This window comes from Arthrobacter sp. E1SS-5 (genome assembly GCF_057073715.1).
Map to the genome: position 1 here is coordinate 2,289,812 of NZ_CP172703.1, position 25,042 is coordinate 2,314,853.

The window sequence follows — 25,042 nt, forward strand, 5'->3', positions numbered from 1 at the left end:
GAAATGGAAAATGGAGTCAAGGACTATGCACAAACGTGCAGAACGGAACTGAGATGGCACTTTCACGGGACCAGGATGCCCTCCGAGCTGCACAAATGTATTATCTGCAGGATCTGACGATGGACGCGATAGCACGTGAACTGCGCACGTCCCGGTCCACGGTTTCCCGCCTCCTGTCCTCCGCCAGGGAGTCGGGCCTGGTGCAGATCCAGATCCGCAACCCCCTGGATACCGGGCCCGAACTGGAGGGGATGATCCGGCGCCGGTACAACCTGGACGTCCATGTCGTTCCGATCCTCGGGACGCTCAATGAGGCGGAGACCCTGGACCGGGTGGCCATGCAGGCGGCGCGGACCATCGGGCCCGTGGTCGACTCCAACGCCATCATTGGGGTGGCCTGGGGATCCACCCTCAGTGCGGTGAGCAGGCACCTCACCAGGAAGATCACGCATGACAGCGTCATCGTCCAGCTCAACGGCGCCGGCAACATGCACACGACCGGCATCACCTATGCAAGCGACATCATGCGCAGGTTTGGCAGCGCGTACGGGGCACGGGTGGAGCAGTTCCCCGTGCCGGCGTTCTTTGACCATGCCGCCACCAAGACCGCAATGTGGAATGAACGCAGTGTGCGGCGCGTCCTGGAACTGCAGGCCAAGATGAGCATCGCCATTTTTGGCATTGGTTCCGTCCACGCCGACTATCCCAGCCACGTCTACGCTGGCGGCTACCTGGATGAGGACGACTTGAACGCGCTCGCCAACTCGGACGTCGTGGGCGACGTGGCCACCGTCTTCTTCCGCGGCGACGGTTCCTCTGACGGGATCGTCCTGAACGAAAGGTCCACCGGCCCTGCGCTGGCCCAGCTGCGGCAGGTCCGGCGCAGGATCTGCGTGGTGTCGGGAGTGTCCAAGATTAACGGCCTCCGCGGAGCCCTGGCGGCGCGGCTGGCCACCGATCTGATCCTTGACGAAGCCACAGCCCGGCGCCTGGTCGATTACGAGGGACTGACCAGCTGAAGTGGGTAGAGTCGATGCCATGAGAACCTCACCCCGGCTCAGCCTGAACAACGGCGTGCTGATAGACCAGCTCGGCTTCGGGCTCTATAAGGTGCCGCCAGCAGACGCGGCAGGCCTGGTGGCCACCGCGCTCGCCGCCGGGTACCGGCACTTCGACACGGCCGCCATGTACGGCAACGAAACCGGGGTGGCCAGGGGCATCAGTTCCCAACTGGGCGCCGGAGCCGGCAGCGGTGGTTCGGGGGAACTGTTTCCGCCGCTTGGCCGGGAAGACGTGTTCGTCACCACGAAGGTGTGGAACGACCACCACGGCTACGATGCAACCCTGCGGGCCTTCGACGATTCCATGGTCAACCTGGGCCTGGATTACGTGGACATGTACTTGATCCACTGGCCTTGCCCGCGCCGGGGCTTGTTCCCCGAAACCTACCGGGCCTTGGAAACGCTTTACCGCGAGGGCAGGGTCCGCGCCATTGGCGTCAGCAATTTCCAGCCGGCGCACCTGGACCGCCTGCTGCAAAGCGCTGAGGTGGTCCCCGCCGTCAACCAGATAGAACTCCACCCTTGGCTGCAGCAGGAAGCACTGCGCAGCAAGCACGCTGAACTCGGAATCCGCACCGAAGCCTGGAGCCCGCTGGGCCGGGGCCAGGTACTTTCCGATCCCGTCATCCAGGCCTGTGCGGCCGAGCACCGCAGGACGGCCGCCCAGGTGATCCTCCGCTGGCACATGCAACTGGGAAATATCGCCATTCCCAAGGCCAGCTCCGAAGCCCGCATCCGGGAGAACCTGGACGTTTTCGGCTTCGAGCTTTCCGAACGCGACCTGGTGGCCATCAGGGAACTGGACCGCGGGCAGCGGACCGGCTCCCATCCGGACAACGTCAACTAGGCCGGGCATGGATACCGTGAACCCGAAAACTTCCCCCGCGCCCGCGTACCTGAGCCCCGGACTTCCCGCCCGCACGTCCGCGTCCAGCGTGACCCTCGACGGCGGAACGGTAGCCTTCTGGACCTACGAGCCCCTTGAGGAGACGCCGGACACCCGGACCATCCTGGTGGTCCACGGGTTCCGCGGCGACCACCACGGGCTCCTGCGCGTCGCGGACCAGCTCCCGGACATGCGCCTCATCATGCCGGACCTGCCGGGCTTTGGCAGCTCAGAGGCGTTTGCCCGGGACCCGCACTCGGTGGAGCGTTACGGGAAGTTCATCACCGACTTCATGACGTCCCAGGGCCTGGGACCGGACACGGTGCTGCTGGGACATTCCTTCGGCTCCATCGTGGCGGCACACTTCGCAGCCAACAACCCGGATGCCGTAACCCCCCTGATCCTGATCAATCCCATTGCCGCCCCGGCGCTGGAGGGACCAAAAGGCGTCATGACCCGCTTGGCCGTGCTGTACTACCGGCTGGCGGCACGCCTCCCCCGGAAGCCCGGGCTGGCGCTGTTGCGTAATCCGCTGATCGTGCGGGTGATGAGCGAAACCATGGCCAAGACGCGGGACCGGGAGCTGCGCGCCTTCATCCACGGGCAGCACCACGCCTACTTCAGTTCCTTCGCGGACCGGGACAGCCTGCTGGAGTCCTTCACCGCGTCCGTCAGCAACCATGTGGCAGAGGTGGCGGAGCACCTGGAACTTCCTGTGCTGCTGATCGCCGGCGAAAAGGACGAAATTGCCACCCTCCCCAACCAGCACCGCCTCCTGGCCCTGCTGCCGGACGGGCAGCTGAAGGTGATTCCCGGCGTCGGACACCTGATCCACTACGAGACGCCGGAACCGGCCGCCCGCTACATCCGCAGCTTCCTGAAGGACCACCCCGCGTGAAGATTGTCATCGATGCACGTTTCACCCGCACCGACCACCACGACGGCATCAGCCGCTACGGAGCAAGCCTGATTGCTGCCACGGCGAAGATCGCCGACGTGTCCATGCTGGTCTCCGATGTCCGGCAACTGGCCCTCCTTCCAGACGTTCCATACACGCTCATCAGCAGCCCGCTCTCCCCCCGCGAGCTGTTCGTGGCCCGGACGGTCAACGGCATCGGGGCGGACGTGGTGGTGTGCCCCATGCAGACCATGGGCACCTGGGGCCGCAAGTACGGTCTCATCCTCACCCTGCACGACCTCATCTACTACGAGCACCCCGCTCCCCCGGGCTTCCTGCCCGCGCCCGTGCGCGTGCTCTGGCGGCTGTACCACAAGGCATTCTGGCCGCAGCGTTTGCTCCTGAACCGCGCCGATATCGTGGCCACCATCAGCCGCACCACCGAGGCCCTGATGGCCAAGTACCAGCTGACGCGCCGGCCCGTGCGCATCATCGCCAACGCCCCGCAGCCGGCCCAGGAACCCCGCAACCCGGACGATGGTGCGGACAGGACGATCATCTACATGGGCTCGTTCATGCCGTACAAGAATGTGGACACCATGGTGGCGGGCATGGCCGGACTGCCCGGCTACACCCTGCACCTGCTCAGCCGCATCACGCCCCAGCGGCGCGCCGAACTGGAACGCCTCATCCCGCCGGGCGCCTCCGTGATCTTCCACAACGGAGTGACGGATGCGGAGTATGACGCACTGCTGCGGCGCGCCACCGCGCTGGTGAGCCTCTCCAGGGCGGAGGGGTATGGGCTTCCCCTGGTCGAGGCCATGGCTCTGGGCACCCCGGTGATCGCCAGCGACATTCCCATCTTCCGGGAAGTGGGAGCGGACGCTGCACTCTACGTGGACCCGGAGTCCCCGGAGCAGTTCGCCCACGCTGTGGCGCAACTGCAGGATGACGCGCACTGGCAGGACATGTCACGGCGATCCATTGCCCGGGCACGAGAGTTCAGCTGGGACGAATCGGCACGCCAGCTGGTGGACGCCGCCCACGAGGTCATGGCGAAAAGGCGCCGGACCTAAAGCACGTCAACGCCGTCGAGGCGCAGCTGCACCGGGTCGATAGTCCGCTTGGCTGCCACGGCTGCCCGGGTGACCCTCAGGACGCGGACGACGGCGGCAGCCTGGCCGTAAGGGAAGAACAGCAGGGTCCGTACGTCCTCGGCTGAGCGCCTGCCGGAGGGCGGTGTGCTGAACAACAGCGGCGCCGGGCCGGCAGTGCGCAGCGTTATTCCGGCGCGTGCCAGGTCCGCTTCCACGGCACCGGTGTAATGCTCCACAGCGGCCCGCGGCCCCGTCACGGAAGCGACCCGCACAGCCGGCGGCAGCTGCAGCTCCATCCGAAGGGACAATTCCCGCCCGGCGTAACCCTGCGGATCCCAGCGCAGCAACGCGCCGGTTGCTGCCGCGTCCGAGGCCGTGACCACCACCAGCCCCTTGTCCGGAGCGGGACGGACCAAGGCTGCAGCGTTGAACCAACGCCGAACAGTGTCTTCCCCGGCACGGAGGGTTTCGCGGCGCAGCAGGGAATCACCGTCAAGGAGCAACGCGGCGGCATACCCACCCTCTGCCACAGGTTCGGCTCCCACTGTTGCCACCACCAGCGCCTTGCCCGCGCCCACCCTGGCCTTCACCTGATCGCCTGATGACGTGATGACTGTGGTGCCGGGAAACGCGCGGCCAAGTTCCTCAGCAGTGCGCAGGACTCCGGTGGCGCCTTTGCGGAGCCGCCGACCCCCGCAGTGGGAACACTTCCAGTCGGGGGCAGGGGTGGAACACCAGCGGCATTGCGGCAGCGCTGATGTTCCACCCAGTGCCAGGGGTCCTTGGCAGTGGCCGCAGCGGGCCGGTTCACGGCATGTTTCGCACACCAGCGAGGGCGCATAGCCCGCCCTGGCCACCTGTACCAGCACAGGGCCGCGCTCCAGTCCTTCCTTGGCGGCTTGCCACGCGGCGTGCGGGAGACGGGCGACGGTGGCCAGTGGGTCCCGCGCCTGTTCGAAGCTGTCGGCAGTGCTGACGACGCGGGCAACGGTCCTGCGGAGGGTTCCACGCCCGGTTTCGATCGGGACGGCCCAACCGGCGTCCACCAACCGCTGCACTTCGGTGCTGCGGGCATGCCCTGCGAGCAGGCAGGCGGTGCCTTCCTGCTCGGCCCGCAGCAGGAGGACCTCACGGGTATGGGCGTAGGGGGCGCGCTGCTCGATGTGAAGGTCGTCGCCGTCGTCCCAGCAGACCACCAGCCCCAGGTCCTGGACAGGGGCGAAGGCGGCGGACCTGGTCCCGATGGCGATTTTCGCAGTGCCGGCCAACAGCCGGAGGAAATTGCGGTACCGGGGCGTGGGGCCGTCGTCGGCAGTGAGCCGGGCCACCGCCTCCACCGGGACCAGCCCCTTGAGCGCTTCCTCCAGCCGGTCCAGATCCCGGTAATCGGGCACCACCAGCACCGCTCCCCGGCCGGAGGTGTAAGCAGCAGCGGCGGCCTGGGCCAGCAGGTGCGGCCAGCCCGCGGGACCGTACCCCTGCAAGGGGTTGACGACGGCGCGGGGTGATCCTCCACCGGCCAGGTGCCGCAGGAAGGCAGCACCGGTGCGGTACGCGGCCCAGGCGGAAACGTCGGGGGTTCCCGCAACTCCGGGCGCAGGCACCGCTTCCCCTGCACCCAGCGAGTCGGGATGGTCCTTTTCCAGCTTGGCCACCCGTGGCGGCACCGCCAGGCGAAGGACATCGCTGACCGTACCGGCGTACCGGGCAGCAACGGCGGTGGCAAGGTCCCTGACGGCGGGCGTGAGGACCTGGACCGGGGACACCACCTTCGCCAGGGGAACCAGGGTGTGTCCGGCGTCGGACTCCTCCACCCGCTCAAGGAGGAATCCGCTGAGGTCCTGGCCATTGAACTTGACCTTCACCCGAGTTCCAGGCTGGGCAGCCTGGTCCAGCGGCTCCGGGACGGCATAGTCGAAGGGGCGGTCCAGGTGTGGCAGGGAGGACTCGACCAGGACCCGTGCCACCGGCAGCCGGCCAGCGAGGGTAACACCGCCGGGCATTTTGCGTGCAGGAAAACCCTGCAGCAGTGTGGGCTGGACGGAGCTGTCAGGAACCACGACAGTTACCTCCGTTCAGCTACCGGTTCGACATGCACAGCAAAGCACCGGGCACTGACATCAGGCGTTGAAGTACGCCTTCAGGTCGTCAACCCGGTCCAGGCGCTCCCAGGTGAAGTCGGGCTCATCCCGGCCGAAGTGGCCGTGGGCGGCTGTCTTGGCGTAGATAGGCCGTTTCAGGTCCAGGGCATCGATGATGGCCCGGGGACGAAGGTCGAAGATCTCGGCAATGGCTTCGCTGATCCGGGCGGGATCCACGGTCTCGGTGCCGAAGGTCTCCACGTAGGTACCCACCGGCCGTGCCTGGCCGATGGCGTAAGCGATCTGGATTTCGGCGCGCTTGGCCAGGCCTGCGGCCACCACGTTCTTGGCTACCCAGCGCATGGCATAGGCGGCGGAGCGGTCAACCTTGGACGGGTCCTTGCCGGAGAAGGCGCCGCCCCCGTGGCGTGCCATGCCGCCGTAGGTGTCCACGATGATCTTCCGGCCGGTGAGGCCGGCGTCGCCGACGGGGCCGCCGATCACGAACTCGCCGGCAGGGTTGAGGATGTTGGCGGCGCGGGAGATGTCCAGGTTGGCGGCAGCCAGGACAGGTTCAATAACGACGGCGGCGAGATCTGCGCGCAGCTGCTCGAGGCTTGCGCCCTCGGCGTGCTGGCTGGAAATCACCACAGTTTCAACGGACACCGGAACGTCTTTGTCATAGCCCACAGTGACCTGGGTCTTGCCGTCCGGGCGGAGATAAGCCAACTGGCCCGTCTTGCGGACGTCGGTCAGGCGTTCGGACAGCCGGTGGGCCAGCCAAATGGGGGTTGGCATGTAGGACGGGGTCTCGTCGCTGGCGTAGCCGAACATCAGGCCCTGGTCGCCGGCGCCCTGGAGGTCGTAGTCGTCCTCCTGGCGGCCCTCGCGGGCCTCGAGGGAGTTGAAGACGCCACCGGCGATGTCGTTTGACTGCTGGCCGATGGAAACGGACACGCCGCAGCGGGCGCCGTCGAACCCGTTGGCCGAGGAGTCGTACCCGATGCCCAGGATGGTTTCACGGACGATCTGCGGGATTTCGACGTACGCGTCCGTGGTGACTTCGCCAGCCACATGCACCAGGCCGGTGGTGGCCATGGTCTCCACGGCCACGCGGGACTCGGGGTCGGCGGACAGCAGCGCGTCGAGGATGGCGTCGCTGATCTGGTCGCAGATCTTGTCCGGATGGCCTTCAGTGACAGACTCGGACGTGAAGAGCCGGAGCGCGGAGGGCGTGGCCCCATGGGTGTGGGGAAGGTGCAGCGGTAAAGTCACTCAACTACCTTACTGGTTGGTGTTGGTACTCCCATCAGGGAGAAGTCGATAGATGTCCCTGTGCTAAGCGAACGTGGCCAGGAACACCCAGGCCATGGGCGAAACACGTTCAGTTTGAGGGAACGTGGTTCAGTTCGAAACTGATGCGGCTGATGATGGCTTCCGAAACCTCGGTTTTGGAGCCCGAGGCCTCCTGTGGTTCGGAGCCTGAGCGCGAAAGGATGACAACCGAATTGGAGTCCTGCCCGAAGACTTTGTCCGTCCCCACGTGGTTGACCACCAGCAGGTCGCAGCCTTTCCGCTGCAGTTTTGCCTCCGCATAGCCAAGGACGTCGCCCTGGCTGTCCCCGGTCTCCGCCGCGAATCCTACGATGAGCTGCCCGGATTGCGATGGGTCGGCGTTCCGCTGTTCGACGAGCTCCTGCAGGATGTCCGGGTTTCGGACCAGGGAAATGACGGGATCAGCAGTATCGTCCCGCTTTTTGATCTTGGTGTCCGAGACCTCCGCAGGGCGGAAGTCGGCCACGGCTGCTGACATGATGACGACGTCGGACCCGGCAGCGGCAGCCAGCGCGGCCTCGCGGAGTTGCAGGGCAGTTTCCACCCGGACAACCTCCACGCCGGCCGGCGGCGAAACGTCCATGTGGGCTGCCAGCAGCCGCACGGTGGCACCTGCGTTCCGGGCAGCGGCCGCCAGGGCCACGCCCTGCTTGCCGGACGACCGGTTGCCGAGGAAGCGTACGGGGTCCAGCGGTTCGCGGGTGCCGCCGGCGCTGATGGTCACGGTGCGGCCGGCAAGCGGCAGCTGGTAGTCGGACCGTCCCTGCACCAGTGCCATGGCTGCGTCAAAGATCATCTGGGGCTCGGGCAGCCTTCCCGGACCCGAGTCTGCCCCGGTCAAGCGGCCGGAGGCGGGTTCTAGGACGGCGGCGCCGCGGGAGCGCAGGGTTTCGACGTTGGCGCGCGTAGCGGCGTGCTGCCACATTTCTGTATGCATGGCGGGGGCGAAAAGCACGGGGCCGTGTGCCATCAGCAGCGTGTTGGTGAGCAGGTCGCCGGCCTGGCCCGTGGCAGCTTTCGCCAGGAGGTCTGCCGTGGCGGGCGCCACCACCACGAGGTCGGCCTCGTGGCCAAGCCGAACGTGGTTGACCAGGTGCACATCATCGAAAACGCTGTTGCTCACCGGGTTGCCGGACAGCGCTTCCCAGGTGGCGGTTCCGATGAAGCGGGTGGACGCCTCCGTGGGGATCACGGTGACGTCATGGCCGGCTTCAGTAAAAAGCCGGAGGAGCGATGCCACCTTGTAGGCGGCAATCCCTCCCCCGACTCCGAGGACTATGCGCACGTGACCTCCGTCAACAGCAAGTCAGTTTGGCGGCAGGTTTACTCTGCGGCTTCGATCGGCGTGGAAACCAGCTTGCCTTCGTTGATCTCGCGCAGTGCGATCGAGAGCGACTTTTCGTTCAGCTTGGTGTCAACCAGGGGTCCGACGTATTCGAACAGGCCCTCGTGCAGCTGGGCGTAGTAGGCGTTGATCTGACGAGCGCGCTTGGCACCGAAGATCACCAGGCCGTACTTGGAGTCGGCTGCTTCGAGCAGCGAGTCGATCGGCGGGTTGATGATGCCTTCAAGGTTCGTGGACACGGATTCTCCAAATTCCTAGCGGGCTGACGGTTCCGGCAGGTGTGGATGCGGTGTCAGCCCCATGAGTGAAACAAGCTCGTCCGCTGCCCGGCGGACGTCGTCATTGATGACGGTGTGGTCGAACTCCGGTTCAGCAGCAAGTTCCAGTTTAGCGGTTTCCAGGCGCCGCTGCTGTTCTTCCGGCGTTTCGGTGCCCCGGCCCACCAGCCGCCGGACCATTTCGTCCCAGGTGGGCGGTGCGAGGAAGACGAACTGGGCGTCCGGCACGGCTGCCTTGACCTGCCGGGCGCCCTGCAGGTCGATCTCCAGAAGCACGGACCGGCCTTCAGCGATGGCCCGGTTGACGGTGCTCTTCAGGGTGCCGTAGGTGTTCTGGCCGTGGACCACCGCCCATTCCAGGAGTTCACCGTCCGCAATGAGCTGCTCGAACTCCTCCCTGGACTTGAAGAAGTAGTGAACGCCGTCCACTTCCCCGGGCCGGGGCGCGCGGGTGGTGGCGGAGACGGACAGCCACACCTCGGGGTAGTTGTCACGGATGTAGGTGGACACGGTGCCTTTGCCAACAGCCGTCGGACCTGCGAGGACTGTCAGTCCAGGTTTCTTGCTCACGTATTCCTTTTGCCGCAGTTGGGGGAAAGACAGGCGGTGCCTGCCTCAATGCTCGTCTATAAAATCTACCAGCGCCCGGCGCTGGTGGACGCCCAGGCCCCTGACCCTGCGGGACGTTGCGATGCCCAGCTGCTGCATGATCGCGGCGGCCCGAACCTTCCCGATGCCGGGAAGGGCTTCGAGCAGCTCGGAGACTTTCATGCGGGCCAGCGCGTCGTCCTCCAGGGCCGAGCTGATGATGTCCGCCGCGGACCTGTCGCCGTTCCGAAGGCTTTCCTTGGCGGCGGCCCGGGTGGCCCTGGCTGCTGCCGCCTTGCCCAGGGCATCGGCCCGTTCAGACGCAGATAAAGGTCGCAGGACCATCACGGACACCCCCGGAGTCGGCGGATTTCATCCAAGGGCGGCCGCCCTTGGACCTGTCCTGAAACTACCCTCTGGTGCAGCGTGAATCAATGCATCAGGGCAATTGCAGGCTATTGTCCCCGCAGCCCCTCCAGGGTCCGCAGGGCAGCGTCGCGCAGGCCGCGGACCTGCGGCCCCGCCGAAAGGATGTCGCGGCTGGACGTTCCCAGGACCAGCGGGTAGGCAGCACCAAAGGTGGCCCGAAGATCCGCCGGCGTAGCCCCCTGCGCCCCAAGACCGGGCGCCAGGATGGGACCGCGGACGGCCGCAAGATCCAGGTCCAGATCCGCCAGCGCGCTGCCAACGGTGGCACCCACTACCAGGCCTACGGAGCCCAGGCTCCCTGCATACCGCGAGTTCTCGGCGGCCGCGGCTGCAGTGATCCTGCGGGCCACGGAATCCTTTCCGCCCACGTGCTGGACGGAGGCGCCCTCAGGGTTTGAGGTCAGGGCCAGCACGAAGACGCCGCGCCCGGTCTCTGCCGCCAAGTCGAGCGCAGGACGCAGGGATTCAAACCCGAGGTAGGGGCTGAGCGTGACGGAGTCGGCCGCCAGCGGGGACTCATCCCGCAGCCAGGCGTCGGCGTAGGCAGCCATGGTGGACCCAATGTCTCCGCGCTTGGCATCGGCGATGGTCAGAACCGATTCGTCCCGTGCGGTGGCCAGGACCTCCTCCAGCACCGCCATGCCCGCAGATCCATGGCGCTCGTACAGCGCCACCTGCGGCTTGACCGCGGCAGCGAGCGAAGCCACCGCCTCCAGGACGGTGAGGGAAAACCGCCGAAGCCCCTCGGCGTCGTCGTCCAGCCCCCAGCCCTTCAGCAGCGCCGGGTGCGGGTCGATACCCACGCACAGCGGGCCGCGGGCGGCCATGGCCGCGCCGAGCCGGGAGCCGAAGGACTCCCGGCCGGCGCCGGGGGCAGGCGTGCCGGGAACCTGCTCAGGCATGCTGCAGGGCCGCCTTCTGCGATTCCGCAAGCGCTGCCGCGTGCTCCTGCAGGCTGGTGACGGACCATTCGTAGGTGCGCATGGCTTCGATGGCCTGGACGGCGGCGTTGAACTCGGCCACCGTGGTGATGCACGGAATGCCGATGGACGTGGCCGCGGCGCGGATTTCGTAGCCGTCGCTGCGGGCCTCGCCGCCCGAGGGCGTGTTGAAGACCATGTCGATCTCGCCGGCGACGATCAGGTCCGCGATGGTCCCTTCGCCCTCGGCGCTGCTGCCCTCGGCCACCTTGCGGACCGGGGTGGCCTGCAGGCCGTTGCGGCGCAGGACATCGGCGGTACCGCCGGTGGAGACGATCTCGAAGCCGAGGTCCGAGAGGCGCTTGACCGCCATGATGACGGCGCGCTTGTCCCGGTTGGCCACGGAGACGAACACCTTGCCCTCGGTGGGCAGGGCGTTGTTGGCACCGGCCTGGCTCTTAGCGAAGGCGGTGTCGAAGTGCTTGTCGATGCCCATGACCTCGCCGGTGGAGCGCATCTCGGGTCCGAGCAGCGAGTCCACCACCTTGCCCTCGACCGTGCGGAACCGGCTGAACGGCAGCACTGCTTCCTTGACCGCCACCGGGGCGTCCAGCGGCAGGGTAGAGCCATCGCCGGCCTCCGGCAGGATCTTGTAAGCGCCGCGCAGCTGGTTGATGGTCACGCCGGCGCCGATGAGGGCAGCAGCCTTGGCCATCTGGACGCCGGTGGCCTTGGACACGAACGGCACGGTCCGGGACGCACGGGGGTTGGCTTCCAGGACGTACAGGACGTCGGACGCCAGCGCGAACTGGATGTTGATCAGGCCGCGCACGCCCACGCCTTCAGCGATGGCGCGGGTTGCGGTGCGGACGCGTTCGACGACGTTGCTCCCCAGGGTGATCGGCGGCAGGACGCAGGCGGAGTCGCCGGAGTGGATACCGGCTTCCTCGATGTGCTCCATGATGCCGCCCAGGTACATGTCGGTGCCGTCGAAGAGGGCGTCGACGTCAATTTCGACGGCGTCCTCCAGGAACCGATCGATCAGGACCGGGTGGTCCGGGGTGATCTCGGTGGCGTTGGCGATGTAGCGGGAGAGGTTGGGCTCGTCGTAGACAATCTCCATGCCGCGGCCGCCCAGCACGTAGGACGGGCGGACCAGGACGGGGTAGCCGATCTCGTCGGCGATGGTCTTGGCGTCCTCGAAGGAAACCGCCGTGCCGTTCTTGGGCGACACGAGCCCGGCCTTGTCCAGGACGCGGGAAAAGGCGCCGCGGTGCTCGGCGAGGTCGATGGCTTCCGGGGAAGTGCCCAGGATGGGCACGCCGGCGTCGGCCAGCTGCTGGGCCAGCTTCAGCGGGGTCTGGCCGCCGAGCTGGACGAAGACGCCCATGACGCCGCCGGTGCGTTCCTCGGCTGCGATGACTTCCAGGACGTCCTCTAGCGTGAGCGGCTCGAAGTACAGGCGGGTGGAGACGTCGTAGTCGGTGGAGACGGTTTCCGGGTTGCAGTTGACCATGACGGTCTCGTAGCCGGCCTTGCGCAGCGCCATGGAGGCGTGGACGCAGGAGTAGTCGAACTCGATGCCTTGGCCGATGCGGTTGGGGCCCGAGCCGAGGATGAGGATGGAAGGCTTGGAGTGCAGCGCAACCTCGTCCTCCTCGTCGTAGGCCGAGTAGTGGTACGGGGTGTACGCGGCGAACTCGGCGGCGCAGGTGTCCACGGTCTTGTAGACCGGGCGGATGCCCAGGGCCTGGCGCACCCCGCGGACCACTGCCTCGGAGTTGTGCGTCAGGGCGCCGATCTGTTCATCGGAGAAGCCGTGGCGCTTGGCGCGCTGCAGCATCTCCTTCGTGAGGGCGCCGGCCTGGCGGATCTCGCGGGAGACCTCGTTGAGGAGTTCGAGCTGGTCCAGGAACCAGGGATCGATCTTGGTGGCCTCGAAGAGCTGTTCCACGGTGGCACCGCCCAGGAGGGCGCGCTGGACCTGGTGCAGCCGCTCGGTGGTGGGGCGCTTGGCCTTTTCGATCAGCTCTGCGACTTCGTATTCGGGGACGGAGCTGAAGTCCAGCTGCGAGCCCTTCTGTTCCAGGGAGCGCAGGGCCTTCTGGAGGGCCTCGGTGAAGTTGCGGCCCATGGCCATGGCCTCGCCCACGGACTTCATGGTGGTGGTGAGGGTGTTGTCCGCCGCCGGGAACTTCTCGAAGGCGAACCGCGGGACCTTGACCACCACGTAGTCGAGGGTCGGCTCGAAGGACGCGGGGGTCTTCTGCGTGATGTCGTTGGGGATCTCGTCGAGGGTGTATCCCAGGGAGAGCTTGGTGGCGATCTTGGCGATGGCGAAGCCGGTGGCCTTGGACGCCAGCGCCGAGGAGCGGGAGACGCGCGGGTTCATCTCGATGACCACCACGCGGCCGGTCTTGGGGTCGATGGCGAACTGGATGTTGCAGCCGCCGGTGTCCACGCCCACTTCGCGGATGACGGCGATGGCGACGTCGCGCAGCTTCTGGTACTCGCGGTCCGTGAGGGTCAGCGCCGGGGCTACGGTGATGGAGTCACCGGTGTGCACGCCTACGGGATCGAAATTTTCGATGGAGCAGACGACAACCACGTTGTCGTTCTTGTCCCGCATCATCTCGAGCTCGTATTCCTTCCAGCCCAGGATGCTCTCTTCGAGCAGGACCTCGCTGGTGGGGCTGTACTGCAGGCCCTGGCCGACGATGCGGCGCAGGTCTTCCTCGTTGTAGGCAAGTCCGGAGCCCAGGCCGCCCATGGTGAAGGACGGACGGACCACCATGGGGTAACCGAGGTCGACGGCGGCCGTCAAGGCCTCCTCCATGGTGTGGATGATGTGGCTGCGGGCGGACTCGGCGCCGCAGCGCTCCACGACGCCCTTGAACTTCTCGCGGTCCTCGCCGAGCTCGATGGCGGCGATGTTCGCGCCGATCAGCTCCACGTTGTACTTCTCCAGCACGCCGTTCTTGTCCAGGGCGATGGCGGTGTTCAGCGCGGTCTGGCCGCCCAGGGTGGGCAGCACGGCATCCGGGCGCTCCTTGGCGATGATTTTCTCCACCACCTCGGCAGTGATGGGCTCGACGTAGGTGGCGTCGGCGAACTCGGGGTCGGTCATGATGGTGGCCGGGTTGGAGTTCACCAGGATGACCCGCAGGCCTTCCTCCTTGAGGACACGCAGTGCCTGGGTGCCGGAGTAGTCGAACTCGGCGGCCTGGCCGATGACGATCGGGCCGGAACCAATGACGAGGACGCTCTTGAGATCTGTACGTTTCGGCATTACTTCTTGTCCTCAGTCTTGTTGTCGTTTTTGTGTTCAGCGCCGGCCGGGTGGGCGGCGTCCACCGGCTCCTTGGACAGGTTGGCCGTCCGGCCGTCCCGGGTGCCCTCCATGAGTTCGATGAACCGGTCGAACAGGTAGGCAGCGTCGTGCGGGCCGGCTGCAGCTTCCGGGTGGTACTGCACGGAGAACGCCGGGATATCCAGGCAGGCGAGGCCTTCCACGACGTCGTCGTTCAGGCTGGTGTGGCTTACTTCCACCCGCCCGTAGCGTTCCTCCGGAGCCTGGGTGGCGCCGTCGAGCGGGGCGTCCACGGCAAAGCCGTGGTTCTGGGAGGTGATTTCCACCTTGCCGGTGCGGCGGTCCATGACCGGCTGGTTGATGCCGCGGTGGCCGTAGCGGAGCTTGTAGGTGCCAAAGCCCAGTGCGCGGCCCAGGATCTGGTTGCCGAAGCAGATGCCAAAGTACGGGAGCTTCTCGTCCAGGACCGAGCGCAGGAGCTTGACCTGCGCATCGGCAGTGGCGGGGTCGCCGGGGCCGTTGGACATGAAGAACCCGTCCGGGTTGACCGCCTTGACGTCTTCCAGGGTGGCGGTGGCGGGGAGCACGTGGACGCGGACGCCGCGCTCGGCGAACCGGACCGGGGTCATGGCCTTGATGCCGAGGTCGATGGCCGCGATGGTGAAGCGGGGCTCGCCGTCCCAGCCGTGGTCCTTCGGTTCAACCACGTAGGCTTCATCAACGCTGACCTCCTCGGCCAGGCGCGAACCCTCCATGGGGGCGCTGGCCAGGACGGCGGCGACCAGTTCCTTGTCCGTAACCTGGGCGGCCTCACCCGAGAAGATGCCGGCGCGCATGGTCTTGTGCTCGCGGAGGTGCCGGGTGATGGCACGCGTGTCCACGCCCTGGATGCCAACGATGCCCTGGGCCACCAGCTCCTCGTCCAGGGAGCGCTCGGAGCGCCAGTTCGAGGGGCGGCGTGCGGGGTCGCGGACGATGTAGCCGGCCACCCAAATGCGCCGGGACTCGGCGTCGTCATTATTGACACCGGTGTTGCCGATGTGCGGCGCCGTCTGCACCACCAGCTGGCGGGCGTAGGACGGATCGGTGATGGTTTCCTGGTAGCCGGTCATGCCGGTGGCGAACACGGCCTCGCCCAGGGCGGTGCCCGTGGCGCCGTAGCTGGTGCCGCGGAAAATGCGCCCGTCTTCGAGGACCAGCGCAGCCGGGGCCGATACAGGAGCGGAGGTGGTTGCTGTCAATGTATTCGCTTTCACTGTCTTACTTTCCACTGTTGGCACCAGCCGCTGGGGCTGACGAAATCAAATCCTGAAGGGCCTGGTACAGCACGTCCTTGTCCGCCGCGCGGCGGGTCCGGAAGCCGGTGTCCAGTTCATGGGCGCCATGCATCCACGCGAGCACCAGCAGGCCGTCCTTTTCCACAAACTTCCCTGCCATGCCCCTGTCCTGCCGGACACCGGTGAGGGAGGCTGCGGGGATGTAGAGCGCAGGTGCCCCGGACCGCCCGTAGAGGACCCCGTGCGGGTACACCTCGAGGGTGGAGTTGGTGCGGATGCCCAGCCCGTGCACCGCGATCCGGTCAAGCCAGTCACCTGCGGTGGTGGTGGCCACGTACTGCCCATCGGCAGCGGCGGTTGGCTCGCCGGGTGCGGCGGGCACCTGGGGCAGTTGTTCGACGTCGGACTGGCGCTTCAGGCGGTTGCGCCAGCCAACGGCGAGGAGGACAAAGACGACGGCGACAACCGCCAGCATGGCAAGTCCGGGAAGGATCTTGTCCATCAGGCAGCGCCCGCCGGGGTTGCGGCGGCTTCCGGGTGCGGAGTGTTGAGGGCGCCGCCCAGGACGGTGGGGTGGCCCTTGAAGAAGGTGGCCACCACCTTGCCCGGCAGCTCCCTGCCCTTGAACGGGGAGTTGCGTCCCATAGTGGCCATCTGGAAGGGGTCCACCGTCCAGCGGGCCGCGGGGTCAACCAGGATGAGGTTTGCCGGTTCCCCGGCCTCGATGGGACGGCCCTGGTCAGCCAGCCGGCCAATCTTCGCGGCCGCGGTGGAGGTGACCCTGGCGAAGTCCGCCCAGGTCATCAGGCCGGTTTCGATCATGGCGTGCTGGACCACGGACAGGGCGGTTTCCAGCCCGGTCATGCCCATGGCAGCCTGCGCCCACTCGCATTCCTTGTGTTCGCTGGGGTGCGGTGCGTGGTCGGTACCCACAACGTCGATCGTGCCGTCCGCCAGGCCCGCACGCAATGCCTGGACGTCGGCGTCGGTGCGCAGCGGCGGGTTGACCTTGAACACGGGGTCGTAGCTGCGCACCAGGTCGTCGGTCAGCAGCAGGTGGTGCGGGGTGACCTCCGCCGTGACGTCGATGCCGCGCTCCTTGGCCCAGCGGATGATTTCCACCGAGCCGGCCGTGGACACGTGGCACACGTGCAGGCGGGAGCCCACGTGCTGGGCCAGGAGGACGTCCCGGGCGATGATGCTTTCCTCAGCCACGGCGGGCCAGCCGGTGAGGCCCAGGACCGCCGAAACGTCCCCCTCATTCATCTGTGCACCGGCGGTAAGGCGGGGTTCCTGCGCGTGCTGGGCCACCACGCCGTCGAACGCCTTGACGTACTCAAGGGCGCGGCGCATGAGCACGGGGTCATGGACGCAAATGCCATCGTCGGAGAACATCCGGACCCTGGCGCGTGAATCTGCCATGGCGCCCAGTTCAGCCAGCTGCTCCCCTGCCAGGCCGACGGTGACGGCACCTACCGGCCGGACGTCCACCCAGCCGGCGGCAAGGCCCAACGTGTAGACCTGTTCCACCACACCGGCGGTGTCGGCGACGGGGGTGCTGTTGGCCATGGCGTGCACGGCGGTGTAGCCGCCCAGGGCCGCGGCCCGGGTGCCGGTTTCCACGGTTTCGGCGTCTTCGCGGCCAGGTTCACGCAGGTGCGTGTGGACGTCAACCATGCCGGGCAGCGCCACCAGGCCGGCGGCGTCGATGACGGTGGCACCGTCAGCGGAGAGCCCGTGGCCGATCTCGGCGATGATGCCGTCCCGCACCAGCAGGTCAGTGGGGTCGCCGCCCAGGATGGCGGCGCCCTGGATGAGATACGTTCCGGTCTTGGCGGCCATCAGTTGCTCTCCTTGGAGGACGGGGCGGCGGCAGCGTAGGCCGGCGCCCGGGTTGCGGCTGGTTCCCGGGTGTCCCCGGAGAGCAGCAGGTACAGTGCGGCCATCCGCACGGAGACGCCGTTGCGGACCTGGGCCAGGACGGTGGAGCGGGGTGAGTCCGCGGCGGCTGCGCTGATCTCCAGGCCCCGGTTCATGGGGCCCGGATGCATGATGATGGTGTCCGTCATGCCGAGGTCATCGAGTGCCCGAAGCCGGTTGTCGTCGAAACCCCAGCGGCGCGAGTATTCGCGGGTGCTGGGGAAGAACGACGCGTTCATGCGTTCGCCCTGGACCCGGAGCATCATCATGGCATCGACGCCGTTGGCCAGGGTCTGGTCGAGGTCATAGCTGACGCTGCAGGGCCATTTTTCGACCCCGACCGGCAGCAGCGTGGGCGGGGCCACCAGGGTAACTTCAGCACCAAGGGTACGGAGCAGCCAGACGTTGGAGCGCGCCACGCGGGAGTGCAGCACGTCGCCTGCGATGGCCACCCGCATGCCCTTGAGGTCGGTCCCTTCAGAGGCGGTCCCGGCGAGGCGGGCCCAGTGGCGGCGCATGGTGAAGGCGTCGAGCAGGGCCTGGGTGGGGTGTTCGTGGGTGCCGTCGCCGGCGTTGATGACCGCAGCGTCGATCCAGTCAGTGGCGGCCAGGCGGTGGGGCGCCCCGGACGCCCAGTGGCGGATGACGACGGCGTCCGCACCCATGGCGGACAGCGTCTGGGCTGTGTCCTTGAGGGATTCGCCCTTCGAAACTGAGGACCCCTTGGCGGCGAAGTTGATGACATCGGCCGACAACCGCTTGGCCGCCGCTTCAAAGGAGATCCGGGTTCGGGTGGAGTCTTCGAAGAAGAGGTTGACCACGGTGCGGCCACGCAGTGCAGGCAGCTTCTTGACTTCCCGCTCCCCTACGGCCGACATCTCCTCGGCGGTGTCCAGGATGCGGATGGCGTTCGAAAGGCTAAGGTCCTCGGTGGACAGGAGGTGTTTCATGCGCCCCCCTCGATCACGACTTCGTTGACGATGCTTCCGCCGTCGGTGGAGTCCGTCTCTTCCAGCCGGACCCGGACCTTTTCAACGGAGGACGTGGGCAGGTTCTTGCCCACGTGGTCCGCGCGGATGGGAAGTTCGCGGTGGCCCCGGTCGATCAGGACGGCAAGCCTGACGATGCGCGGCCGCCCGAGGTCCACGAGTGCGTCCAGGGCGGCACGGATGGTGCGGCCGGAGTACAGGACGTCGTCGATGAGCACAACCACTTTGTTGTCGATGCCGGTCCGCGGCAGCCTGGTGGGGTACGGAGGGCGGGTCCCCTGATGGGAAAGGTCGTCGCGAAACATGGTGACGTCGAGCTGCCCTGTGATGGCCGCGGCATCAACGGTGTTGTCCGCGGCGGCGATTTTTTCCGCAAGCCGAACGGCCAGCGGGTAGCCGCGGCGGGGAATGCCCAGCAGGACCAGGTCCTGGGAACCCTTGTTGGCTTCGAGGATCTCGTGGGCGATACGAGTGAGGGCCCGGTCAATGTCCGCCTGGTTGAGGACAACCCTGGCTGGAACCGGTGCGCTGGTGACAGATGTCAACGCTCGTCTCCCCTTTCCCCGCCTCACAGGACGGAATTAAAAAAGGAATGATTGCTGTTCAAAATTACCACACGGGCCTGCCGCGCCCGCCCCGGACCAACGCGTTGCTGGTCACATCCCCCGGACCGCCGGACGGAAACCAAGGCCGCTTCCTTTGTGGCGCGGGAGCCCCCGCTTAGGCTTTCGGGTATGCCGATGTATTCGCAGCACCCCTCATCCGGACTTCCCAACGACCCCTACCGCGGCGCGGGTGGGCCGCCCCTGCCGCAGGAGGCGAACCCAAGCTGGATGGGGCAGGTGCAGCCGGAACACTACCGGGCGGCGCCGGGGCACCAGGGCCGGCCGCTGGCGGGCATGGTTCCGCCGCAGGCGCAGGGAACAGTGCTGCAGGCATCGCGGGCCCGCAGCGGGCTTGTTGGTTTGAGCGTTGCCGGCGGGGTGCTGGCTTTCCTGAGCCTGTTCCTGGTGGTGCCGTTCCTTCTGTCCAACACCGGGGCCGCGGGGTTCCTGATTGGTTTCCTGGCGTCCCTGGTCCCGCTTGCTGTGGTGCTGACGGCGGTGCACATCATTGACAGGTGGGAGCCGGAACCCAAGCGGCTCCTGTTTTTCGCCTTCACGTGGGGCGCGGCAGTATCGGTTGCCGTGACGCTGCTGATCCAGCCGTTCTTCGTGATCGCCTTCCAGTTCACGGACCAGCCTGACCTGCAGACGTATATGGCCACCGTGCAGGCACCCATTGTCGAGGAGTTCGCCAAGTCGCTGGGCCTGCTCATCCTCCTGCTGGCGGCCCGGCGGCAGTTCGACGGGCCGGTGGACGGCGTGGTGTTCGCCTTCACCATTGCCGGCGGGTTCGCCTTTACCGAAAACATCCTCTATTTCGGCAGGGCCATCGCTGAATCGGCGTCGCCGGCCAGCGACTTCGCCCAGATCTTCTTCCTGCGCGGCATCATGTCCCCATTCGCCCATGCGATTTTCACCGGCACCACCGGCCTGATCATGGGCTTCGCCGCCAGGCGCTGGCATACTGGCGCGTCGATCGGCGCGTTCTTCGTGGGCCTGCTGCCAGCCATGTTCCTGCACAACAGGTGGAACAGCATGGGCCAGGGATTCCTGCTTGACTACATCGTGGTCCAGGTGCCGATTTTCGTGTTGGCAGTGGCCGGCATCATCTTCCTGCGGGTAGCCGAGAAACGCCTCACCCGCCAGCGCCTGCTGGAGTATTCCGCTGCGGGCTGGTTCACGCCGGCTGAGGTGCAGCTGCTGGCCACCCCCGGCGGCCGGCGGACAGCCCTGGCGTGGGCGGCCAGTGCGGGCAGGAAGCAGCAGATGAAGCAGTTCCTGAAGGCGGCCACCCAGCTGGCCAACACCCGCCAGCGGATCCTGAGCGGACGCGATGTACCCCTCCACCAGGCCGAGGAAAGGCTGCAGCTCCAGCGGATCCTGGCGCTGCGGGCGTCCGTGGCCGGGTGACCCGTCTTTTGCCTCCAACGCAAAAGAACCCCGCCAGTGGCGGGGTTCTTTTGTTGGTCCTGCAGGTTGCTTGTCCTGCGGAGCGTCCTAGGCCAGCAGTGAAGGCTTCAGCTGCTGCAGCCGGCCCAGGAGGCCGTTGATGAACTGCGGGGACTCATCCGTGGACAAAGTCTTGGCCAGCGCAACTGCCTCGCTGACCGCCACGCCGTCAGGGACGTCGTCGTTGTAAAGGAGCTCCCAGGTGCCGATTCGCAGGATGATGCGGTCCACGGACGGCATGCGCTCCAGGCTCCAGCCCTGCGAGTAAGTCTCCAGGAACTCATCGATGGCTGCCTGCTGCGACAGCACTCCTTCGACGATTTCCAGGGTGTAGGGGTTGACCACCTGGTCGGTCTTTTCCCGGCGTGCGCGGAGCACGTCGAACGCCGAAACAGAGCGCTGCTCTGCTTCGAAAAGAACATCCAGTGCCCTGCTGCGGGCTTTACCGCGGGCGCTCACTAGTCGGTGACCCGGCCCAGGTAGCTGCCGTCGCGGGTGTCCACCTTGACCCGGGTGTTGTTTTCGATGAACAGCGGGACCTGGATCTCGTAGCCGGTTTCCAGGGTGGCGGGCTTGGTGCCTGCGGAGGAGCGGTCACCCTGCAGGCCCGGCTCGGTGTAGGTGATTTCGAGGACAACGCTCGGCGGCAGCTCGATGTAGAGGGGGGTGCCGTCGTGGATGGCGATGTTGACCATCTGGTTCTCAAGCATGAAGTTGGTGGCGTCGCCCACCGTGGCACCTGAGACGGTGATCTGGTCGTAGTCCGAGGTGTCCATGAAGACGAAGTCCGCGCCATCCTGGTACAGGTACTGGTAGTCGCGGCGGTCAACGGTGGCGGTCTCGATCTTGAGCCCGGCGTTGAACGTCTTGTCAACAACCTTGCCGGACATCACGTTGCGCATCTTGGTCCGCACAAAGGCGCCGCCCTTGCCGGGCTTGACGTGCTGGAATTCGATGACGTTCCAGAGCTGGCCCTCAAGCTTCAGGACCGTTCCGTTCTTAATGTCGTTAGTGGTTGCCACTGGTTTCCTCTGGTTTCTTTGTCTGGCCGCGTGGTCAGATGCTGTATGCCGCGCGGGCACGCCGCAACGGCCCACCTGCACGTGTTTGTCAAAAATCGCGTGGATGCAAAAATTCCACAACCATTCTACCGGTAAATACCGGGCAGCCTGTCCGCAGCCCTGGCTGCAGCCTCAGCAGGCGAGGTCCAGGACGTCCCTGGCCCGCTGGAGCGCCACGGTGGACGAGTAGATCTGGGCGGCGTCAGCCGACTCCGCCACCCGCAGATCCAATGCCTTGGAGAAGGATTCAACCGCAGCGGAGGTTTGTCCGGCTGCATACTGTGCCCTGCCCAGGTACTGGAGGGCCAGGGCCTCCCCCGGTGTGCCGTGCGCCTCGGCAAGGAGCTGACGGAACAGGCCGACAGCGCGGTCCATCCGGTGGCTGACGCTCAGCACTTCAGCTTCGAAGATGCGCAGGAGGAACGATTCCGGGTCCTTGAACCGGGCTTCGGCGAGCAGCTCGGCAGCCTCGGACGCATGGCCTTCCACCAGCAGCACGAAGATCTGGTCAGCCGGATCCGTGGAGGCGGCCAGGGTTTCCCGGACCACGTCCTCATTGACGATCTGCGGCTGCAGCGTGTCGGGGTTGATGCGGATTCCAGGGAAGCCGGCTTCGGGCCAGTCAGCGGTGCCGCTCATGTCGCCCTGCATCAGGACGCAATCTCCTGGTAGGCCGCGAACAGCAGCGAGGTATCCGGGACGTCGAGGATTCCGGGTTTGGCGATGCCGTCCAGCACCACGAACCGCAGCAGGTCGCCGCGGGATTTCTTGTCGCGGCGCATCCCGTCCAGCAGGCCCTGCCACCGGTCCCGCCGGTAGGTGACCGGAAGCCCAAGGCCGTCGAGGATGCTCCGGTGCCGGTCGGCGTCGGCGTCGCTGAGCCGCCCCACGCTGCGGGCGAGTTCGGCGGCGAACATCATGCCCACCGATACCGCGGCGCCGTGCCGCCAGGAGTACCGTTCCACGAGCTCGATGGCGTGGCCCAGGGTGTGTCCGTAGTTCAGGATTTCACGCAGCCCGGACTCCTTGAGGTCCTCGGAGACCACTTTTGCCTTCACTGCGATGGCCCGCTCGATCAGCTCACGGAGGGCATCGGAGCGGGGGTCCACCACAGCGGCCGGATCCTTCTCCACCAGGTCCAGGATGGCGGGATCGGCGATGAAGCCGCACTTGATGACTTCGGCCAGCCCGGAAATGATCTCGTTCTTCGGGAGTGTGTCCAGGGTGTCCAGGTCGGCCAGGACGGCGGCCGGCGGGTGGAAGGAGCCCACGAGGTTCTTTCCCTCGGCGGTGTTGATACCGGTCTTGCCGCCTACGGACGCGTCCACCATGCCCAGCAGGCTGGTTGGCATATGGATGACCTTGACCCCGCGCAGCCAGGTGGCGGCAACGAATCCGGCGAGGTCGGTAACCGCGCCCCCGCCCACGGCCACAATGGCGTCGGAGCGGGTGAAGTCGTTCTGGCCCAGGACCTGCCAGCAGAAGGCAGCCACCTGGATGTGCTTGCCTTCCTCAGCATCAGGGATCTCCGCGGTAAGGGACGTGAAACCCGCTTCTGCAAGTTCGTCCCGGACGGTGTCACCCGTGAGGCGGAGCGCGCGGGGGTGGATTACCAGGACCCGGCGGACGCGTTCTCCGAGCAGTGCGGGAAGGTCACCAAGGAGGCCGCGGCCGACCACGACGCCGTAGTTGTTGCCGGCGCCTTCGCCGGTGACGTTGATGACTGTTGATTGCGTGTTCACTTTTCAACTTCCTGTTTGGCAGCTGCATGGTTGCGCAGTGCTGCTTCCAGCCGGCCGCCCAGCTCGGATATCGAGCCGTGGCGGACGTCCAGGGTGATGTCAGCCAGCCTTTCGTAGACCGGCCTGCGGGTGGCGAACATGGCCGTCCAGCGGCCCATCGCGTCCCCGGCGAGGAGCGGCCGTCCGGAGTTGCGGGCGATCCTGTCCGCGACCGTTTCGGCGTCGCACTCCAGGTACACGACGGTACAGCGGCTGATCAGCTGCTGCGTGCCTGAGTCGAGCACGGCTCCCCCGCCGAGCGAGATCACCGTGGAGGTTCCATCGGCTTCCTCCACGGCCTCGGCCACGGTCCGGGCCTCAATTTCCCGGAAGGCGTGCTCGCCGCGCCCTGCGAAGATCCCGGCTATGGAGCCGTGGCCGGCGACGATCACGGCGTCGGTGTCAATGAAAGGGACACCCAGCTGCTGGGCGAGCTGCTGGCCGATGGCCGATTTGCCCACGGCCATGGGGCCGATGAGCACAATCGGCCGGCTGCCAACCGCTCCGGAACTGCTGCGGTGGAGCACTACTGGCCGATCGAGTCCAGGGATGCCGGGATGCTGTCCAGGTAGCCCTTGATGTTGCGTGCGGTCTCTGCCACCGAGTCACCGCCGAACTTCTCGATGACCGCTTCGGCGAGGACCAGTGCCACCATGGCCTCGGCCACCACTCCGGCGGCCGGGACTGCGCACACATCCGAGCGCTGGTGGTGTGCCTTGGCCGGCTCGCCGGTGCTGACGTCGATGGTCCGCAGGGCGCGGGGTACAGTGGCGATGGGCTTCATGGCTGCCCGGACGCGGAGGACGTCGCCAATGCTCATGCCGCCTTCGATGCCGCCGGCACGGTTGCTGGCGCGGACAATCCGGCCTTCGCCGTCGCGGAGGATTTCGTCATGGGCAGCGGAGCCGCGGCGTGCTGCCGTCAGGAAACCATCGCCAACCTCCACACCCTTGATGGCCTGGATCCCCATGAGGGCAGCGGCCAGCCTGGCGTCCAAGCGTCGGTCCCAGTGGACATAGCTGCCCAGTCCCGGCGGGAGTCCGTAGGCCAGGACTTCCACCACCCCGCCCAGGGTTTCGCCTTCCTTGTGCGCGGCGTCCACCTCGGCCACCATCGCGTCGGAGGTTTCACGGTCGAAGCAGCGCAGGGGATCGGTGTCCAGGGCGATGACGTCGCTGGGCACGGGCAGCGGACGGCCCTCAGGCACAGTCACGCTGGCGATGGACACCGTGTGGCTGACCAGCTCAATGCCGAGGTGCTTGAGGAACTGCGCGGCCACGGTCCCCAGGGCCACGCGTGTGGCGGTTTCGCGGGCGCTGGCGCGTTCCAGCACCGGGCGGGCCTCGTCGAAGCCGTATTTCTGCATGCCGGTGAAGTCTGCGTGCCCCGGGCGCGGGCGGGTCAGGGGCGCGTTGCGGGCCTGGTCGGCGAGCAGTTCCGGGTCCACGGGATCGGCGGACATGATCTGCTCCCATTTGGGCCATTCGGTGTTTCCCACCTCGATGGCGACCGGACCTCCCTGGGTGCGGCCGTGGCGGACGCCGCCAAGAATGGTCACGACGTCCTGCTCGAACTTCATCCGCGCGCCGCGTCCGTAGCCGAGGCGGCGGCGGGCCAGGGAGTCTGCGATGTTGCCGCTGGTGATTTCCACACCGGCGGGGACGCCCTCAATAATTCCCATCAGAGCCGGACCATGGGATTCACCGGCAGTCAACCAACGCATAATTTCCAT

Annotated in this window: 24 protein-coding genes; 5 read left to right on the top strand and 19 right to left on the bottom strand. The window is 66.7% G+C overall.

From position 1 onward, the window contains the following. Positions 1-53 precede the first annotated feature (53 nt). From ACIGJD_RS10585 to ACIGJD_RS10600, 4 genes are read left to right on the top strand one after another with little or no spacing between them, the layout of a single operon-like run. Positions 54-1,019, top strand: a complete 966-nt coding sequence (locus ACIGJD_RS10585) for a sugar-binding transcriptional regulator (protein WP_483689469.1) — start codon at positions 54-56, stop codon at positions 1,017-1,019. A 19-nt stretch (positions 1,020-1,038) separates the two neighbouring features. Next, the gene (locus ACIGJD_RS10590) at positions 1,039-1,908 is read left to right on the top strand and encodes an aldo/keto reductase (protein WP_483686171.1); all 870 of its coding nucleotides are present in this window, start codon (positions 1,039-1,041) and stop codon (positions 1,906-1,908) included. A 7-nt stretch (positions 1,909-1,915) separates the two neighbouring features. Further along, on the top strand, positions 1,916-2,845 hold the full coding sequence (locus ACIGJD_RS10595) for an alpha/beta fold hydrolase (protein ID WP_483686172.1): 930 nt from the start codon (positions 1,916-1,918) through the stop codon (positions 2,843-2,845). Next, positions 2,842-3,921 (top strand): glycosyltransferase family 4 protein, encoded by a 1,080-nt coding sequence (locus tag ACIGJD_RS10600; protein ID WP_483686173.1) that lies wholly within the window; start codon positions 2,842-2,844, stop codon positions 3,919-3,921. Before ACIGJD_RS10595 ends, ACIGJD_RS10600 begins: the two co-directional genes overlap by 4 nt. Here ACIGJD_RS10600 and ACIGJD_RS10605 read toward each other — a convergent pair. From ACIGJD_RS10605 to pyrR, 13 genes are all read right to left on the bottom strand, one after another. Continuing rightward, a complete protein-coding gene (locus tag ACIGJD_RS10605) occupies positions 3,918-5,945 on the bottom strand; it encodes a primosomal protein N' (RefSeq protein WP_483689470.1) in 2,028 nt (675 codons plus the stop codon). The two genes, ACIGJD_RS10600 and ACIGJD_RS10605, sit on opposite strands and share 4 nt — an antisense overlap. 117 nt (positions 5,946-6,062) lie before the next feature. Then, positions 6,063-7,298, bottom strand: a complete 1,236-nt coding sequence (metK, locus tag ACIGJD_RS10610; protein WP_142133758.1) for a methionine adenosyltransferase — start codon at positions 7,296-7,298, stop codon at positions 6,063-6,065. A gap of 109 nt (positions 7,299-7,407) precedes the next feature. Then, a complete protein-coding gene (gene coaBC, locus ACIGJD_RS10615; RefSeq protein WP_483686174.1) occupies positions 7,408-8,643 on the bottom strand; it encodes a bifunctional phosphopantothenoylcysteine decarboxylase/phosphopantothenate--cysteine ligase CoaBC in 1,236 nt (411 codons plus the stop codon). A 38-nt stretch (positions 8,644-8,681) separates the two neighbouring features. Then, a complete protein-coding gene (gene rpoZ / locus ACIGJD_RS10620; protein ID WP_003800778.1) occupies positions 8,682-8,942 on the bottom strand; it encodes a DNA-directed RNA polymerase subunit omega in 261 nt (86 codons plus the stop codon). A gap of 15 nt (positions 8,943-8,957) precedes the next feature. Next, positions 8,958-9,551, bottom strand: a complete 594-nt coding sequence (gene gmk / locus ACIGJD_RS10625; RefSeq protein ID WP_483686175.1) for a guanylate kinase — start codon at positions 9,549-9,551, stop codon at positions 8,958-8,960. A 45-nt stretch (positions 9,552-9,596) separates the two neighbouring features. Then, on the bottom strand, positions 9,597-9,914 hold the full coding sequence (gene mihF, locus ACIGJD_RS10630; protein WP_200830713.1) for an integration host factor, actinobacterial type: 318 nt from the start codon (positions 9,912-9,914) through the stop codon (positions 9,597-9,599). A 110-nt stretch (positions 9,915-10,024) separates the two neighbouring features. After that, a complete protein-coding gene (gene pyrF / locus ACIGJD_RS10635) occupies positions 10,025-10,900 on the bottom strand; it encodes an orotidine-5'-phosphate decarboxylase (protein ID WP_483686176.1) in 876 nt (291 codons plus the stop codon). Further along, the gene (carB, locus tag ACIGJD_RS10640) at positions 10,893-14,207 is read right to left on the bottom strand and encodes a carbamoyl-phosphate synthase large subunit (protein WP_483686177.1); all 3,315 of its coding nucleotides are present in this window, start codon (positions 14,205-14,207) and stop codon (positions 10,893-10,895) included. Before carB ends, pyrF begins: the two co-directional genes overlap by 8 nt. Next, complete coding sequence (carA, locus tag ACIGJD_RS10645) at positions 14,207-15,469, bottom strand: glutamine-hydrolyzing carbamoyl-phosphate synthase small subunit (protein ID WP_483686178.1); 1,263 nt, start codon at positions 15,467-15,469, stop codon at positions 14,207-14,209. The genes carB and carA overlap by 1 nt, the downstream gene beginning before the upstream one ends. 19 nt (positions 15,470-15,488) lie before the next feature. Then, positions 15,489-16,007: a PH-like domain-containing protein gene (locus ACIGJD_RS10650; RefSeq protein WP_483686179.1), complete on the bottom strand. Its 519-nt coding sequence runs from the start codon at positions 16,005-16,007 to the stop codon at positions 15,489-15,491. Further along, on the bottom strand, positions 16,007-17,347 hold the full coding sequence (locus ACIGJD_RS10655) for a dihydroorotase (RefSeq protein WP_483686180.1): 1,341 nt from the start codon (positions 17,345-17,347) through the stop codon (positions 16,007-16,009). The genes ACIGJD_RS10650 and ACIGJD_RS10655 overlap by 1 nt, the downstream gene beginning before the upstream one ends. Further along, on the bottom strand, positions 17,347-18,375 hold the full coding sequence (locus ACIGJD_RS10660) for an aspartate carbamoyltransferase catalytic subunit (RefSeq protein WP_483686181.1): 1,029 nt from the start codon (positions 18,373-18,375) through the stop codon (positions 17,347-17,349). The genes ACIGJD_RS10655 and ACIGJD_RS10660 overlap by 1 nt, the downstream gene beginning before the upstream one ends. Beyond that, entirely contained in the window at positions 18,372-18,959 is a 588-nt protein-coding gene (gene pyrR / locus ACIGJD_RS10665; protein ID WP_483686182.1) for a bifunctional pyr operon transcriptional regulator/uracil phosphoribosyltransferase PyrR, read from the bottom strand. The genes ACIGJD_RS10660 and pyrR overlap by 4 nt, the downstream gene beginning before the upstream one ends. Positions 18,960-19,148: 189 nt before the next feature. Here pyrR and ACIGJD_RS10670 point away from each other — a divergent pair, with 189 nt between their 5' ends. Then, a complete protein-coding gene (locus ACIGJD_RS10670; RefSeq protein ID WP_483686183.1) occupies positions 19,149-20,429 on the top strand; it encodes a PrsW family intramembrane metalloprotease in 1,281 nt (426 codons plus the stop codon). 87 nt (positions 20,430-20,516) lie between these two features. On the opposite strand, the gene nusB is transcribed toward ACIGJD_RS10670, so the two are convergent. From nusB to aroC, 6 genes are all read right to left on the bottom strand, one after another. After that, on the bottom strand, positions 20,517-20,927 hold the full coding sequence (nusB, locus tag ACIGJD_RS10675) for a transcription antitermination factor NusB (protein WP_142133746.1): 411 nt from the start codon (positions 20,925-20,927) through the stop codon (positions 20,517-20,519). Beyond that, positions 20,927-21,490, bottom strand: coding sequence for an elongation factor P (gene efp / locus ACIGJD_RS10680; protein WP_142133745.1), 564 nt, complete (start codon positions 21,488-21,490; stop codon positions 20,927-20,929). Before efp ends, nusB begins: the two co-directional genes overlap by 1 nt. A gap of 171 nt (positions 21,491-21,661) precedes the next feature. Then, a complete protein-coding gene (locus ACIGJD_RS10685; RefSeq protein WP_483686184.1) occupies positions 21,662-22,180 on the bottom strand; it encodes a tetratricopeptide repeat protein in 519 nt (172 codons plus the stop codon). Next, positions 22,180-23,271: a 3-dehydroquinate synthase gene (gene aroB, locus ACIGJD_RS10690; RefSeq protein WP_483686185.1), complete on the bottom strand. Its 1,092-nt coding sequence runs from the start codon at positions 23,269-23,271 to the stop codon at positions 22,180-22,182. Before aroB ends, ACIGJD_RS10685 begins: the two co-directional genes overlap by 1 nt. Further along, complete coding sequence (locus ACIGJD_RS10695; RefSeq protein WP_483686187.1) at positions 23,268-23,837, bottom strand: shikimate kinase; 570 nt, start codon at positions 23,835-23,837, stop codon at positions 23,268-23,270. The genes aroB and ACIGJD_RS10695 overlap by 4 nt, the downstream gene beginning before the upstream one ends. Beyond that, complete coding sequence (gene aroC / locus ACIGJD_RS10700; RefSeq protein WP_483689471.1) at positions 23,837-25,036, bottom strand: chorismate synthase; 1,200 nt, start codon at positions 25,034-25,036, stop codon at positions 23,837-23,839. The genes ACIGJD_RS10695 and aroC overlap by 1 nt, the downstream gene beginning before the upstream one ends. Between the last annotated feature and the right edge of the window lie 6 nt (positions 25,037-25,042).